Source organism: Arthrobacter sp. D1-29 (genome assembly GCF_054130585.1).
On the sequence record NZ_CP096383.1, the window covers coordinates 64275 to 79771 of the forward strand.

General features: G+C 59.1%; 12 protein-coding genes. 7 read left to right on the top strand and 5 right to left on the bottom strand.

Features of this window, described 5'->3' with window-relative positions:
* Positions 1–33: 33 nt before the first annotated feature.
* Positions 34–3549 (bottom strand): SIR2 family protein, encoded by a 3516-nt coding sequence (locus tag M1E17_RS00320; protein ID WP_457964624.1) that lies wholly within the window; start codon positions 3547–3549, stop codon positions 34–36.
* Positions 3550–3745: 196 nt separating this feature from the next.
* Between M1E17_RS00320 and M1E17_RS00325 the strand changes: the two genes are divergently transcribed.
* Positions 3746–4672, top strand: coding sequence for a hypothetical protein (locus M1E17_RS00325; protein ID WP_457964625.1), 927 nt, complete (start codon positions 3746–3748; stop codon positions 4670–4672).
* 330 nt (positions 4673–5002) lie between these two features.
* Here the strand turns inward: M1E17_RS00325 and M1E17_RS00330 are convergent, their stop codons facing one another.
* Together M1E17_RS00330 and M1E17_RS00335 are read right to left on the bottom strand one after the other, a co-directional pair.
* Entirely contained in the window at positions 5003–6481 is a 1479-nt protein-coding gene (locus M1E17_RS00330; RefSeq protein WP_457964626.1) for a serine/threonine-protein kinase, read from the bottom strand.
* Positions 6482–7380: 899 nt separating this feature from the next.
* Complete coding sequence (locus M1E17_RS00335) at positions 7381–7638, bottom strand: hypothetical protein (protein ID WP_457964627.1); 258 nt, start codon at positions 7636–7638, stop codon at positions 7381–7383.
* Between the two features lie 409 nt (positions 7639–8047).
* Here M1E17_RS00335 and M1E17_RS00340 point away from each other — a divergent pair, with 409 nt between their 5' ends.
* Together M1E17_RS00340 and M1E17_RS00345 are read left to right on the top strand one after the other, a co-directional pair.
* Positions 8048–8323, top strand: coding sequence for a type II toxin-antitoxin system Phd/YefM family antitoxin (locus tag M1E17_RS00340; protein ID WP_457964629.1), 276 nt, complete (start codon positions 8048–8050; stop codon positions 8321–8323).
* Positions 8320–8601: a type II toxin-antitoxin system RelE family toxin gene (locus M1E17_RS00345; RefSeq protein ID WP_457964631.1), complete on the top strand. Its 282-nt coding sequence runs from the start codon at positions 8320–8322 to the stop codon at positions 8599–8601. Before M1E17_RS00340 ends, M1E17_RS00345 begins: the two co-directional genes overlap by 4 nt.
* Before the next feature lie 308 nt (positions 8602–8909).
* Here M1E17_RS00345 and M1E17_RS00350 read toward each other — a convergent pair whose 3' ends face one another.
* A complete protein-coding gene (locus M1E17_RS00350) occupies positions 8910–10472 on the bottom strand; it encodes an amino acid permease (RefSeq protein ID WP_457964632.1) in 1563 nt (520 codons plus the stop codon).
* Positions 10473–11090: 618 nt separating this feature from the next.
* On the opposite strand from M1E17_RS00350, the gene M1E17_RS00355 reads away from it, so the two are divergent.
* The 4 genes from M1E17_RS00355 to M1E17_RS00370 all read left to right on the top strand — a co-directional run bounded on the left by M1E17_RS00355 (position 11091) and on the right by M1E17_RS00370 (position 15106).
* The gene (locus tag M1E17_RS00355; protein WP_457964633.1) at positions 11091–12494 is read left to right on the top strand and encodes a DUF6421 family protein; all 1404 of its coding nucleotides are present in this window, start codon (positions 11091–11093) and stop codon (positions 12492–12494) included.
* Complete coding sequence (locus tag M1E17_RS00360; RefSeq protein ID WP_457964634.1) at positions 12491–13240, top strand: SDR family NAD(P)-dependent oxidoreductase; 750 nt, start codon at positions 12491–12493, stop codon at positions 13238–13240. The genes M1E17_RS00355 and M1E17_RS00360 overlap by 4 nt, the downstream gene beginning before the upstream one ends.
* Positions 13237–14331, top strand: a complete 1095-nt coding sequence (locus tag M1E17_RS00365; protein WP_457964635.1) for a threonine aldolase family protein — start codon at positions 13237–13239, stop codon at positions 14329–14331. Before M1E17_RS00360 ends, M1E17_RS00365 begins: the two co-directional genes overlap by 4 nt.
* 247 nt (positions 14332–14578) lie before the next feature.
* Positions 14579–15106: a MarR family winged helix-turn-helix transcriptional regulator gene (locus M1E17_RS00370; protein WP_457964637.1), complete on the top strand. Its 528-nt coding sequence runs from the start codon at positions 14579–14581 to the stop codon at positions 15104–15106.
* Positions 15107–15145: 39 nt separating this feature from the next.
* On the opposite strand, the gene M1E17_RS00375 is transcribed toward M1E17_RS00370, so the two are convergent.
* The gene (locus M1E17_RS00375) at positions 15146–15481 is read right to left on the bottom strand and encodes a hypothetical protein (RefSeq protein ID WP_457964639.1); all 336 of its coding nucleotides are present in this window, start codon (positions 15479–15481) and stop codon (positions 15146–15148) included.
* Positions 15482–15497: the final 16 nt, after the last annotated feature.

The window sequence follows — 15497 nt, forward strand, 5'->3', positions numbered from 1 at the left end:
GAAAGAAGCGGTTCGGTCGCCTCGGCTCAAGGGCTAATCAGGCCAATCTGTGGCCGCCTCGATACCCAACCGCAGTGATTGCTCTCGGATGGTGCGTAGATGTGTTCTTTCAACTCGCGTGTCGGCAGCAAGGATCATGTACAGCTTCTCTAGATCCCTTCCCAAGTATTGAGGGCGAGCGGTGTTCGCCAGTAGATGAGCCAACAGCTTCGCGTATGCGTTGGGGGCCGACTTGACGCGGCTGTCCTCCATCTTGCGGAGTCTCGGAGGGAAGCTCAGTGCAGCTGGCATCAGGCGGATGTACTCGATGGCCCTTTCGATACTTTGTGGGGAGTCCAAGACTTCCACCCACTCGGCTAGGGCCGAGGCCTCTTGTGCATCCACGGTTCTTGGACGTCCCTCGACCCGAGCCGCTAAGTAGGCTTTCATCCAATCGTTCCAGCATTTTGAGAGCACTTCGTGCGTAGCCTCTGCCAGCTGCTGGCGGATTGACCGGATAATGATTGCGCAAAATTCGGGGGTTGATGCACGTGTTAGCTCCAAGAGCCACTGGAGTTTGATATTGACGGACCACACGCTGTGGACTGTCACGGAAGCGCAGAGCTTGGACAGTTGACGCTGAGCGGTTTCGGCTAGGTCCGTAGAGCGTTCAACTGTCTTTATCAGCTCTGGCTTCAGGCCATCGTCCAATAGAGCTTGATTGATGCCAGCTGTTTGCACGACCACCGTCCACGCGGCCGCTGCCACTGGTGACGAGCTCCATTTCAGTAGAGGCACGATATGTGCGGTGGTCCACTCGGCGTCGGCTGAGTGGAGGAACCGAAGGTGCCGTACAAGGATTGCCCATCCGGTTGTGTTGAGCAGAACCTCGCGACTACATATGCAATCTACTGCCTCACGGATTTGGCCTTGGATGCCTTCCCAATCGTCCTTGTGGAGGCGCCAATCATGGCGTATTGCTTCTATCCAAAATTCGGCCAAATGTCCGTCGTCGCTGTTGAGCGCGGAGCCGAATGGGTCCGCGCTTGTACTCGGTGACCGACCAAGTTTGTACCAGGCGGCAAAAGCCAGGTCTCGGGCTTGGGGGAGTGCCGGCCAGGGTGGTCCTGCTGTTTGATTACTCGCTCGCGGACTCAGAAGGGAAGCCACTGCTGGCCCGCTTTCCTTAAGGTCCAACGTTGAAATAACGCTGATCACTCGTTCGGCGTAGGCCGCGTCTGCAGGGTTTCCGGCCCATCCATTCATAATGCTGGCCAGCAATCTCGGTTCACTGAGGGCGTTGTTCCATAGCAGGAAACCGTCATCTGGCCATCGGGAAACCACCGCTGCCACCTGCTGAGTGACTCCTGACCAACGTATGGAGGACGAGGAAAGCGCAAGTTGGCTAGTGATTTCGTTTGCCGCTGATGCCGGGTCACCGTTAATAAGACTGTGCAGATACTCTTCGGACCAGGGGCTCTCGTTTGTAGAGGTTGCCCAGTCAAAATCCACCTCCGGCGCGTCCAGATCTGCATACGGAAGCCTCCCGAGATCTGGATACTTTTCTTTCAAGTCGGTCAGTGCTCTTGCTGCCTCGACCAAGGCCGAATCGAGATTCAGCAGCCATGCCAACACATCATGGGTTTCGTAGTCTCGATAGGGCTGCTTGGCATGGGAACCATGGAGCACCACGGTTACAAGCCTTGAGCGCATGGATTGGTCCGTTTTGGGAAGGGCCGCCCGAATAAGCTTTAGCGACTCGTACCGGAGCTGAGGTTCGAAGAGCAGGTGTCCGTCCTCTTGGTCAAGCAGCCATTCGAGCTTCTCGGCCTCTGACACATCTGACCGCTGGCGCCATCCGAATACAGCAAGGCGCCTAAGCATGGGCACCGGGCCGGCCAGCCACCTGTTCAGGCTACTTCCCAGATTAGGATCCCGTGTCTGGACGAGACACAGGATGCAGTCCCGGGCCAAATCGATAACCAGGTCTGCAGACTCGTCAATTCCATTCTGGGGCGAGTCTTCTATGGATCTTCTGCTGAAGGCCCATGAGTCGTAGTCCGAGCCGGAGAGAGAACGGTTCCTGATAAAGATGCCGTACATGGTACCTTCAAGAATCCTCAGAAGCTCTAACGCACTCGAAGCTTCAGATGTCAGGCTCGAGCATCTTTCTTGCAGCGAATCCATCCATGTAAGGCTCACCTCGACGACATATTCTGTTCTGTCACCCAGCAGCTGATTGGTTGTCCGCGGCCGGGGCTTGAGTAGCTCTTCAAGAACAACGAGCAGATCAGCTGTCGATAGGCACTTAGCCTCCGCAATCAGCCAAGCCAATCCCTCGAGTTCAGCGGCATGGTCGGGGGATAGGTGATCCAGTAGCCAGAAAACCCACGGTGTAACCCAATCACGACGTTCAGTTACGTCGATAAGTTCCATACAGACGGCGCTCCAGAGCGCCCGGCTTGGTCGCTTGTTTTGCTTTGTGAGGAGAGAGAGTGCATAAAGGGACTCCGAGTCGGAAACGACGAAATCCTTAGCAAACCAGTTCGCTAAGGCGGCTTGGCTTAAGGAGAAAGTCGTTTCAGATGCGTCTGTAAGTCGCCGGAACGCGTTCTTGCTTACGACCCAGTCCAACCATTCCCTGCCCCGGGCCTTCGTGCAAAATGCCCGGGCAAGGACATCGTCATCCAAGGCCTTTTCAAGGAAGTCGTCTTCATCCGGGATCCCCGTTGGCGGATTGCCCACCATTTCTCGCACCAGCTCGTGCTTATCTAAAAGCCCGGATGCTGCCCAGATGCCCCAGTCTTGAATCGCAGTCAGCAACTGCTCATGAGAGTTGTCCGTATCCGCGTACAAAATCGGAACGATGCCTAAACTGGACCAGCGCGCACTGCCTGAGACTCCCTCGGAGGTGAAGGCATATCGCTTGGACCCTGGTCGAAGACCTCGCGCCAGATAAGAAAGCACCATGTCGTGATGGCTGTACCCCACAAAGCACACGACATATTGGTGGAACATCCGCTCGAGAAACCTTGCCGCCCACGCATCGCTTAGATATGCACGCCCAAAGTCCTTGTCTGTGAGGACCAGTTTTCGCGAATCCTGATGCACCGAACCATGCAAGTAGACCAGGCCTTCGAAATCATCGCCCATGGGCAATGCGGGCGCGCGAAACTCCTCAAGTTCTGCTCCCGCGGTCTCGAGGGCTAATGACAGGAACGGGTCGTAGTTTGTGGTTACAACCTTTGGGGCCGGTCCCGCCGAGGCAAGCCTTGCTAAGGCTGCATGCAATGCATTTCCCTGCTTTGCCCGCAAAATGTGTCGTTGGACTATCGTGTGAACGTCTTGCTGCGGGTCATCGTCGAGTTGCCCCAGTACCAGATCTTCCGCCCCTGTTGCCTCCGAGATGTCGGCTCCGAGGTCCGCCGCAACATCGTCTGCGAGTTTAGTGAAGCTAGGAAGTTTGCTAGGAGCTCCCATTGATACTCCTGCACCCACAAAGAGGACCAATCGTCCGGCTTCATGGGCCTCCAGAAGCTCTAAGGGAATATCCACGCCGGAAAAATGCATCGACCATGCTCCCTACGGTTGCAACCGAAATATGCCATTAGGTGAGCTTACGCACTCGTTGCCTTGCACCATGGGAGGAAGTCCTCTCGAAAAGGCGCCATCATGGCCAAGCATTATGTGCTGATTCTCAGAAACAATCACTAGGATTCGTAACCGGTACGCGGTTCCGATACCACCTTCCTGAGAGAGAGCAACCATGCCGACCAACCAGCTGCCCCCGACTATTTGGAAGAACCTTGTCGTCGAGACTCAGTTCGCCACAGAGCTGACGTTGACCGGCCTCCGAAGGTTATGCTCCGTCCCTACCGATCCTGCGCTCGAGCAGTGGGGGAGTGATGAGCAGAACTATGCACTCCACGTCGGGATGTACTCATACTCGTCCGGCTTAGAACGTCTGTGCAAGCTGGCCATCGCCTGCAACGGGTACGCGGCCACGAAGGAGTTCCCCAAGCTCCGCAGCTACTCGCACAAAATAGGGAAACTGCTTGACGCTGTTGAGGAGTTAACTCCCGCAGGCCCTAAGGCCACTTTCCACGACGCAAAGTACGTCGTTCGACCTGTGGATGGCCTCGATCCTGACCTTACGAACACGGTCGAGCGGTTCGCTAACGGAGCCGGACGGTACGAACACCTGGACTCGCTATGGAACGACGATGCTGAGGTCAATACCTATAACGAGTGGTCTGAACTTGCCGCAAGGTCTTCGGTCTCAGAAGAAGTGAGCCAACTAATCTCCCTCAGGGATGCCATGGCGCGCGCGATCCGATCCGAACTGAGCGACGTCGGGCTCGAATCTGCCGGGGAGACCGTGATGGAAGATCTGGAGCTCCCGATGTTCGAGCCATCGGTAGGCGTGGTGATCAGCCTGTTCCGGAAGGTCCGATGGGTATCAACCATCCTTGATGTTGCCACCGGCTACACGGATCCCGGTCTTCCGATTCTCGGCGATGTCGTCTCTCCAACCTTCATTCACCCGTCGGCGGACTTTTTCAACTACCACATCGCCAGATTCTCAGATGATTCTGTCGTCCAAGAGGAGCTGGCAGAGGTGTACCCGCGGATTAATGCACGTGAGGAGGAAGAAGGCGAAGGGGAGTTCGAAGACAGCAGGATCAAGGTTTGAAATGCCAGAATCTTGATCTTGCCGCCACGTGTCAACCCTCCGATATGCACGCGCTTGTGTAGTACCCTCACCTAAGCACCCCAGCCGCCAGGGCGGTGAGTGACTCGATATGGTCTCTAGGAGTGTCGGATACTACCTTAAGGCAACCGAGGCCAGGAAGGCCCGAGCGGGGGCATCGGAGGTTGCTGAGAGAAGTAAGAACGGCCTGAGCCGCTAAAATTTGGCCTACGAAGGAGTGGCTGCTATCGAAGGCCCCTCCTTTAGTGCGCCAATTCAGGGGTCGCCACTGCTTCAGCTGGCCCTCTGGATCCAAAGGGCCAGCTTCTCGCTCTACTTCGTGCGCCAGGATCCGCTGGGGATTCGTTCTGGCATGGTGCTGGGTTGGCCCAACGTTCCCACTCCTGCGTCTGCAAACCAGCCCAGCCATCTATTGAGGAACTCGCTGGGATCGTCCCTGTCCACTTCGGTCACTGGCCAAGCAAGCTGGCCGGTTCCCATAACCATGGCAAAGTGATCTGAAGCCAATTTTGGTTCCAGCGAAAAAGGTTCAATTTGATCCTGCGGCCCTCGGAAAAACGTTTTCATGAAAGCCAACTCATACCACCCGTACTGCCCTCGCCTATGCGCATCACAGAACCAAAGCGAGTGGCTTCGTCCTAGCCATCCACGACTATTGGGGCGTTGCCGAACGACGCTGACCACCGCGCTGCCGATGACGTCGAACGGGCCATCCCATTTAGGCTCTTGTTTAGGGCGGCTGAGCCCCAGTTTTGCGCCCATGAGTTCGGCCGTGAATATCTGGTTCCCGTTCCCCAATCCTCTTTTGATCGACGCAGTCGGAGCATTGTCCTCAACTGCTTCGATTAGCGGTTGGGCGAATGATTCAAACATGCCTGCTGATGATGCAAAGAGGCGGGCTCTGCTTGCAGCGTGATCCTCCAGTACCCGTTGTTCGGCGTGCGCCTGGGCCCGGCGTGCAACTACTTCGGTGTTGACGTTGGCCAGCTTCTGTATGCCGGCGAGAGCTGGTTCAATAGTGGATTTTTGAAGCCGAGACAGAATGTTGGCTGCTCTCGGCCGCGCTTCAGGGGCCTTGTTTAAGCACTCGGAGATGATGTTGCGCAGCCGACCAGTCCCACCGGTAAGTGGCGGGGGGAGCACTTTGAGGTGCTGTTCCCGATAGTCTGCTGGACTCGGTCCAGGAAACGGCAAATGTCCCGCAACCACTTCGTAGGCCATGACCCCAAAGGCATAGATGTCTGTGGCGGCCGTGGCCCGTTCCGCCAGCCATTGTTCTGGGGCCGCATACATGACCGTGGCAGTGTCTTTCCATGTATGCTCCGCCGTGGCAGCTTCCGTGTATCTGGATGTTCCAAAATCTGCAAGGCACCACGTACCATCCAACAATAGGACGTTCGCGGGTTTCAGGTCTCGATGGACAACATGACCGTCGAGGCTGACCAAGGCTTGAGCCACGTCGTCGAGAATCTTCAGGCACTCTGCGAGTTCTACGGGTTCGGGTTGAGCCAACCGCTGGGCGAGAGACATTTCTGCGCGAGGCATGACAATTACCCAAAAGTTCTCGTGTTCACCCGAGTCCAGGACAGGAACGACATTAGCGCAATTCGTGGCCTGCAAATACTCTCCAATGAGCATTTCACGGGTGGCGCCCGGAGTCTTTTCCACAAACTTCGCAACAGCATCCTCGGCCTCGGCGTTTGATGCGAGATATACCTTGCCGAAGCCGCCTTCACCTTCGGTCAAGGCAGGTCCTCGGGTCCACGTTTTTCTGTCGAGCTTGATCTGCATGAATCTACGCTACGTGGGGATAGTGCACGACGCGAAAAGGGAGGGCTGCCTCTTAGTGGCGAGGCTAAAGTGCCGTGAGAGCACCCCCCGGCAGTTTGGTGGGTGGGTTATACGAGATCCACCCGACCGGATTCGCGCACTCTCTGATGACGGCAGCACATTCGCTGCTGAGTTCGGCTGACTTTCGGGCGCCCGGCACCCTTGTTTAGGGATGATGGAGGAAGTCGGGCAAGTCAGTTCCTCAACCATGCTTGGCGTAGTCTCAGGCTGAGGAGCGTGCAACGTGGAGGAGCTGGAACCGGCCGAGGTGATCGCGCTCGAAGTTGCCCGGATCGACAACCTTATGTGGCGGCGACGTTGTTTCATGCGCCGCCAGAGTTGGCCGTGCGGAGATCGCGCTGGTTCTGTAGGGGCTATGGCTGCATACGAATCGCAGCTGCATTTCGCGAGAACGCTGGGGTGGAAGCTGGAGGCCAAATGGACTCCGGGCTACTGCGAAGGCTGCTCGGATGAGCGGCAAGTTCTTCGCCGACAACAATCGTAACGTTTCATCAAATGCATCATCGCAGCATATCCGTAGTTCAGGGGCTTTTTCTGCTCCTTCAGCCTGCTCGCGGCGGAGCGCCGCCCTAAGGCCCCGGACGCCCCATCGGTATCGGAGAAACCCTTAAATATCGCGCCCGACGCCCGGCGCCGAACCCCGCGGGAGAGAGCCAGAATGATTCATCTGAGGAGACACGCAGAGTACTACTGGTAACGTCCGATATCGGCGTTCGAAAATGCGTGGGGGAATGGCCTCGAAAGAGGCTCGCGAATGCTCCGTTCCTGGCCTTGACGGCGTTGTTTCCGGCAACTCTTCAGGAGTGTCCCGAGTCGGATCGAAGAAACCGCGGGTGCGCTCAGACGATATCCGGTGCGCTGGCGACGATGTAGTCCGCGGCCGCCGGTCCTTTCATGACCAGGTGATTGTGTGCAGGCGCGATGCGGTGGGCCTTCAGTGCGGCCCATAGGGCTGCGGGAGCCTCGGGTTCCTCGTTGTTCAGAAGGCACCAGCTGGTATAGACCCCGTAAAGCTCGTCTGGGCTGAGGCCTGCCTCGTTGTCGCGCTCCTCGTGGATGGTCTGCGCGAGAAAAACCTCAAAATGGGACTTGCTCATGGCAGCTCACTTCCTCAATCACAACGAAAAGGACGTCCCTGATGTACGCCTGCGATGTTGGCAATCTACACGGAATATGGGCCTCTGTGAGTCATTTATAGCCTCGTCGATTTGAGTGGGAGACCCTGGCTGCAAGGCACCGGCCACAGGAATATGGGGAACTTGAGCGTCAAATCTTGTCCTCTCGGACAAGTCAACATCCCTGCTGCTGATTCCCAGCCAATTCCAAAGTTTAAGCACACGTAATGGACCGGAGCTTCGGTCAACAGCTATTTTGACCGGAGCTTCGCCAATCGAGCAACCACGTGGCGCCTCATTGTGTGCCATTACTCGGAGTCGGTGAACGAGGCTCACCTATAGGCCAAAACATAGGCTAGTTGGTGGCCTAATGTCAGGCTATAATTCAAGCATGAGAACTGTACCGCTCAGCGAGGCCAAGGACAAACTCTCAGCCCTCGTGGAGGAAGCAGACAGAACCCACGAAATCATTCAGATCACACGGCACGGGCACCCATCAGCGGTGCTGATGTCAGCGGACGACCTGGAATCCCTGCAGGAAACGATCCACTGGCTGTCCCAGCCAGGTATCCGCGAGGATGTGGATCAGGCGCGGCGCGACATCGCCGAAGGCAACACGACCAGCGGCGCCGACCTGCGCCGCGAGTTCGGACTGCCGCCGCGGTGAGCGAAACAGAATCAGACGACACGGCCGCGTGGAAGGTCGAAGTCACGAGCCCGGCCCTGAAAGGATTCCACCGGCTTCCCGCGAAGGCGGCAGCAGCCATCGTTGAATTCGTCACCGGCCCGCTGGCCGACAATCCCCGTCGGTTCAGCAAACCCCTCACAAACGAACTGCTTGGCCTGCGAACGGCACGACGCGGCGACTACCGTGTGCTGTTCACCCTCGACGCTGAAGACCACATCCTGTACGTCCACCGCATCGAACACCGATCCGACGTATAGAAGCCGCGATAGCCAACTCTTCGAGGAAGATCTGCCGCTGCGGCGCCTCTCCCCTAGCTCAGGCTGACCGAGCCTTGATGACTTACGTGCCCGGGTCAGGACCTGACGCGCAAAGGCGTGCGGGCGGAGTTCGTCAAGAGAGCCTGTCTTCACCGGCGAGGAGCTAGTCCGAAACGTTCCATATTGACCTGCGCATGCAGACGGAAAGCCGGGTGATGTTTTCACCCGGCTTTCCTTTTGTTCGTCTAGTCCCGCGTTTAGTCTCTATATCCGTGCGGTTTCCGAAAGGTAGCCGTGCAGCAGCATGGCTATTGGGTGCCGTCCCGAGGTCCGTCCTCGAGGTCCTTTGGTCCCGTGAGATCCATCTCGAGCAACGGTACGACCTTTGATTTGGTGATGTAGCGGTGAGTCAGCCATAGGGCGATGAAGATCGGCAGTCCAATGTAGGAGGAAAGTACCTCCAGGCTCCGTCCGGCAAGCACTGCCTCGTAGTTCTGTCCTGCGATTACCAGGATCAACAAGGCGAAGGCCAGCAGTGGGCCGATGGGGAACAGGGATGCTCTGTATGGCAGGTCGCTGACTTTATTTCCCTGGGCGAGGAAGCCGCGCCTGAAACGGTAATGGGAGATTGCGATTCCCGCCCAGACGATGAAGCCGCACAGGCCTGACATGTTCAGCAGCCACGAGTACGCCGCGCCCTGGCCGATTATCGCCGAGAGGAACCCGAAGAGTCCCACGGATGCGGTGGCGAGCAGGGCCGGGATCGGCACGCCGCGCCCATTCGTTCGGCCGAAGATTTTCGGGGCCATGCCGTCATGGGCCATCGCGTAAAGCATCCGGGTGGAAGCATACAGCCCGGAGTTGCCAGCGGACAGGATGGCGGTCAGGATCACCGCGTTCATCAAGGCCGCTGCGAAGGCGATCCCTGCATTTGAGAAGACCAAGGTGAAGGGGGAGGCTGCGATATCGGCTTCGCCGGATGCCAACAGGCTCGGATCGGTGAAGGGGATCAGGCAGCCAATGATGAAGATGGCGCCGATGTAGAAAAGCATGATGCGCCAGAAGACGGTGCGGATAGCCTTTGGCACCTCGCGTCGTGGGTTCTTGGCTTCGCCTGCCGCCACACCCACCAGCTCGGTGCCTTGGAACGAGAACCCGGCAATCATGAAGACCGAGATGATCGAGACCCAACCCCCGTGGAATACGTCTTCGCGGTTTTCCCAGTTGCTTAGTCCTGGGGAGGAATTGCCGAGGATGCCGAAGATCATCAGCACGCCGGCGACCAGGAAAATCACCACTGCGCTGACCTTGATCAGGGAAAGCCAGAACTCCGACTCACCGAAGGCTTTCGCCGAGAGGGCGTTGAGCCCGGTCAGCACCAGCAGGAAGATCCCGGCCCATACCCAGCCGGGGACCCCCGGGAACCAGAAATCCATGATGATTCCGGCCGCGACCAGCTCGGCTGCCACGGTGATGGCCCAGTTGAACCAATAGTTCCAGCCGATCGCGAACCCAAAGGACGGGGAGACGAAACGGGTGGCAAAGGACTGGAAGGAACCGGCGACCGGGATTTTGGCCGACATTTCGCCCAGTGACTGCATCAGCAGGAATACCATCAGCCCGACCAGCGCGTAGGCGGCCAATGCACCGCCGGGACCCGCCTGTGCAATGGTGCCGCCCGAGGCAACAAACAGCCCCGTACCGATCGCACCGCCAATGGCAATCATCTGCAGGTGGCGGCTGCTTAATCCGCGCTTGAGCTCATTGGCGGTACCACCGGAGCTAGGATCCTCCCGTGTCGCAAGGGAAGAACCGTGTTGCGCCGCTTTGTCTGGCTTGATATCTGCGGAAGTTTCGTTCGTTAGCGTCATGCAACACCTCCGAAGGGCATCAGTGCGCTCCGGCTCAGGTTCCCCGTACTGCCAGCGGCTCGACCGGTGCAGGCATCTTCGCCTGCCGTTCCGAGTGGGTGGGCAGGAGCAATGGCCCGATCATTTGTTTGCGTGTGGGAACCAAGTCCCATGGTGCCTCCGAAAAGGTAGCTGCGGTTAGGAAAAGCTTTCCGGCGCCCTGGCCGGGAAGAAGAAGGTGATCAAGCTAACACAGGAGAAGAAGGCGACTTCGGGCGAGGCGAATGTTGCACGTCGAACCCACCAAGTCCTTACGAAAAGGCAGGCATTAGACATCACGAGCATAAGAATTGCTGATCTGGTCCACAAAAATGAGTAAGCAGCGCTAAGGGGCTGCTACGAGACGCGGCACTCAGTTGCAGGAGTTGAGCGGCGGACTGTTCCGTCTTCGGTTCGATGGAAACCGCGAGGAGGGCGCCTCCGGAGTGTCTGAGATGGACGACCGCAAGGCCCATCTCATGCCCAGGGGCGAAGGAACCGCTTTGAGCAACAGAATCCCTTACGCATTGGGCTGCCAGCTTTCACCTCTGCTTATGCATTGCTACGTTCTTCAGGAATCCCCGAACGGAAGGAACGAGCATGTCTGTAATTGCAAACCTGGAAGTGGCACCCACCCAGGTAGAAGACCTGGTGGCGCTCCCGGCATGGCAGGCTCTGAAGGCCGCCGTCATTGGGCTGCAGCAGGTTCAGGTCCAGGACGGTTCCGTTCCGGAACCAGCTGACCATGGCCAGGCGCGCCAGTATGTGGGCATCATCACTGATTCCGTCAACGAGCTGCGCGCCCATCTTCCCCACGACAGCGAATACCTGGAACTGCTCGTGCAGGACTTCCAGCGGTGGGAGTCTGAGGGCTTCGTCGGACCTGACTTCCTCGACTCGTTGGTAGCCTTCCACCCCGAGCAGTGGCGCATCGATGGGCTGCCGCACCTGGTTGTGTTCCCCATGTACACGCAAAACGGCAGCACCAACCGCTACATTGAGGCCGTCATCGTCGAGGTTATCTGGCCCTCTTTCGTCGCTGAACTGGAGGCGGGCAACTACTCGAACAAGCTGTTTGTCCCCATTAGGTTCGTGGATTTCACGCCCGGCTACGACACGAACTCTGCAGTGCTCTTCCCCGAGAGCGTTGCGGTCCGAAGCACCCCCTCGTTCACCTGGGGAGGCATATTTGCGGACCGCGAAGCTGCCCGGTTCCGCCGCGTCCTGAAAGCTGCTGCCGACATTACCTCGTTGGACCTGCCTGCTGACGCCGCGGAATTGATCGAAGACCACCACCTCACGGAGAAAACCTTCGTGATGTGGGATCTGATTCATGATCGGACCCACATGCGCGGGGACTTGCCCTTTGACCCGTTCATGATCAAGCAGCGGATGCCATATTTCCTTTACTCTCTGGAGGAACTCCGCTGTGACCTGACCGCTTTCCGCGAATCAGTCCTCATCGAGCGGGATGAAACGGCTTCCGAGGATGCACGCAAGCACGCCAAGCTGGTCCAGTACGCCGTGATCTTCGACCGCATTTTCCGCTTCGCCATTACCGGAAACCGGGTTCGTAACTACGACGCCGTGGGCGGCCAGTTGCTGTTCGCGTGGATGCACCAGCACCGGGTCCTGCACTGGACCGATGGGAAGTTGAGCATCGACTGGAAGGACGTCGCTGACGTGGTCGTCGAGCTGGGCCGGCGCATCGAAGAACTCTACTGGCGTTCGATCGACCGGCCGAAGACGGCACACTGGCTCGCTGCCTATGAGCTGGTCTCCGAAACCCTCACCCCCCACCCGGCATCCGTGTGGGCCAAGGGACCGGAGGCACTTCCGCTGGACGGCCCGCCCCGGGGTCTGACGGATCAGGTCCTCGATGACGAATTCCCCCTGTCGATGTTCTACGAGGCACTGGAGAAGAAGATGCGCCCTGTTATTGATTCAACTGCGGGAATCACCGGCAAGAGCCCCGTGAAGACTGAGGGCGAGGCGGGCGCATGAGCCAGGATCTCTCGGAGCGTACGATCGTCGTCGCCGGTTCAACAAGCGCTGCCGGAGTGGCAGTAGTCCGCGCTCTTTCGCAGGCAGGGGCACGCGTAGCCGCAGTGGACATTCTTGAGGACCGGGTGCAGGAGCTCTCTGGCACATACGCCAACGTCGAGGGCTATGTCTGCAACCTCGCGGACCTGCAGGCCGTTGAGGACTTAGCGGCCTCGGTCCGGAACGATCTGGGTCCCGTGGACGGCCTTATCCACCTTGTAGGAGGGTGGCGAGGCGGTGCCGGCATCAGTGGCCAGGCGGATGAAGACTGGGACTTCCTGCACACCAGCGTCCTCACCACCCTGAGGAACACCAGCCGCGCGTTCTACGACGACCTGGCTGCCTCCCCTGTGGGACGCCTGGCCATCGTTTCCGCACAGTCCGCTTCCGCTCCGACAGCCGACGGCGCCGCTTACGGCGCCGTTAAGTCCGCGGCTGAGGCATGGACCCTGGCCGTGGCTGACGGCTTCCGGCAACCGCAAGGCGGAAAGGAAAACACCCAGCACTCGGCCGCCCTGATCTTCGTGGTCAAAGCTCTGGTCGACGACCGGATGCGGGCAGCCCAGCCGGAACGGAAATTCCCTGGTTTCACCGATGTCAGTGTCCTTGCCGACGCTGTTCAGCAGATCTTCGACATGGAGGCAGAAAAGATCAACGGGCAGCGCTTGCCCCTCACTGCCGGCCAGCTCGTGGGTCTGCCGGCATGAGCGTCAGCATTGATTCCACAGCAGGGCAGCTACTGTCGGCGCGCCTGCACGACCCGACCTACCGGGGCTTCGCTTCGGATAACTACGCCGGGGCTCACGCCGAAATCATCGAAGCGGTTCAGGCGGCCAACGAAGGCCACGTCACCGCATACGGCGAAGATGTCTACACGGCCGCGCTACAAGAGCTCGTCCAGTCCCACTTCGGGTCAGCTGCCAGCGCATACCCGGTCTTCAATGGCACCGGTGCCAACGTGCTTGCCCTGCAAGCCCTGCTCCCGCGCTGGGGCGCTGTCATCTGCGCGGCGACAGCCCATATCAACACCGACGAAAACGGCGCCCCGGAACGCATCGGCGGAATAAAGCTCCTCCCGGTCCCCACACCCGATGGCAAACTAACCCCGGAATTGATCGACGCCGAGGCCTGGGGGTGGGGAGACGAGCACCGGGCGCAACCGCTGGTGGTATCGATCACCCAGACCACCGAGTTGGGGACCTGCTACACGCCAGGTGAAATCCAACGGATCGCGGAACACGTCCATGCCAAGGGCATGAAACTGCACCTGGACGGTGCAAGACTGGCCAACGCCGCAGCACATCTCGGCCTTCCTCTGCGGGCATTCACCACCGACGTCGGTGTGGACGTCCTGTCCTTCGGCGGCACCAAAAATGGGCTGCTGTTCGGCGAAGCCGTCATCTGGCTCAACCCACAGTGTGACCCGGGCATGAGCTACCTGCGCAAAATGAACATGCAGCTCGCATCAAAAATGCGGTTCGTCTCGGCACAACTGATAGCCCTGCTGACAGATGGGCTGTGGCTGCGCTCCGCCAGCCACGCCAACGAGATGGCGAAACGCCTCAGCGAAGGGATCTCCGCCATTGACGGTGTTTCCCTGACGCAAGCCACACAGTCGAATGGCGTCTTTGCCGTCCTCCCACCGCACCCAGCCGCGAAAGTCAGGGAATCCTTTCGCTTCTACGACTGGGACCAGGCACGCGGGGAAGTCCGGTGGATGTGCTCCTGGGACACCACCGAAACGGATGTCCAAGCCCTTCTTGCCGCCGTTCGGGATGCCATAGACTCCCCGACTTAACATAAGAAACGACCGATTAAGGAAACGTACCCGCCACCAATGGCGGAACCCTCAGCGGGAGCGGTCTCACGAGGCCGCTCCCGCACCAGCATCAGGGAACAACAAAAGACGAATGCGGAACCTCGACGGCAGAAATTAGTAAGCATACTTGCAAAAGGGATGGTAAGCATGCTTATGGTAGTGGCTGAAGCGACGCAAGAAATGGTGGTAGCTCCGCCGATTCGCCATCCACAGGAAGGCCGCGGCCATGACAGGCAGTCTCGATCCAGATGCCCGGAACAGCTACCGCTTGCTCACCGTGGCGGCCCGGCTGGTACAGCGGCGGCAGGACGATGCGCTGGCTCCGCTCGGACTGACACGGGCTGCCGTGATCGCCTTGGAAGGACTTGCCGCGGGGCCGTTAAACCAGGAACAGCTCGCCGCGGTGATCCACGTCCAAAGCCAGACCCTCGGCAGGGTCCTGACCCGGCTGGAAGGCAGCGGCCACATCACCCGGGCGCGGCAGGCCGCGGACCGCAGGCAGTTCAAGGTGGAGCTGACGGAGGCGGGGTGGGCGGCGCTGGTGGCAGCGCGGACTGCCGAGGTCAACGCCTATCCAAGCGATCCGGACATCAGCTGGAAAGCACTCCGGGAGGAACTCACAAAGTTCGTCAGTTCCTTCCCGGCAGCCCAGCCCGACTCCGGCGTTCTTCCGTTCTCCAGCCCTGATCACAAGGGCCGGCGGTCCGGCTGGCACGGCTCCATGCTCCACGGCGTGGACGACAGCGGCGAATGAGTGGCCGGCGGCCCGGCCGTCCGGCATCCGGCTTGGCCGTTAAGCTGTGCAGGCGTCCTTCAATGCGGTGACTGACTCAGCCGGCACCTGGTCGCCGGCATCGGCGATCTGGCCCAACGGCGTCGTGATTTCTGCGGGAACGCCAGCTGTCTCCGCGGCGGAGACCAGCCCGCCCAGCAGGGCCTTGTCCTCAACGCTGACCAGTCCGTCCTGCACCACCGCGCACACCTGCTTTTTCACTTCGTCAGCGGCGGCGGTGGCCACCTTCGATGACGCATCACTCGCGGCGGATTCGGCGGCTTCCTGTACGGAGGCACAGCTGGAAAGAAGCAGCATCAGGGGGAGGGCGGACAGGGCGGCAAGACGGCGATTCATCGTTCCAGCCTAACCG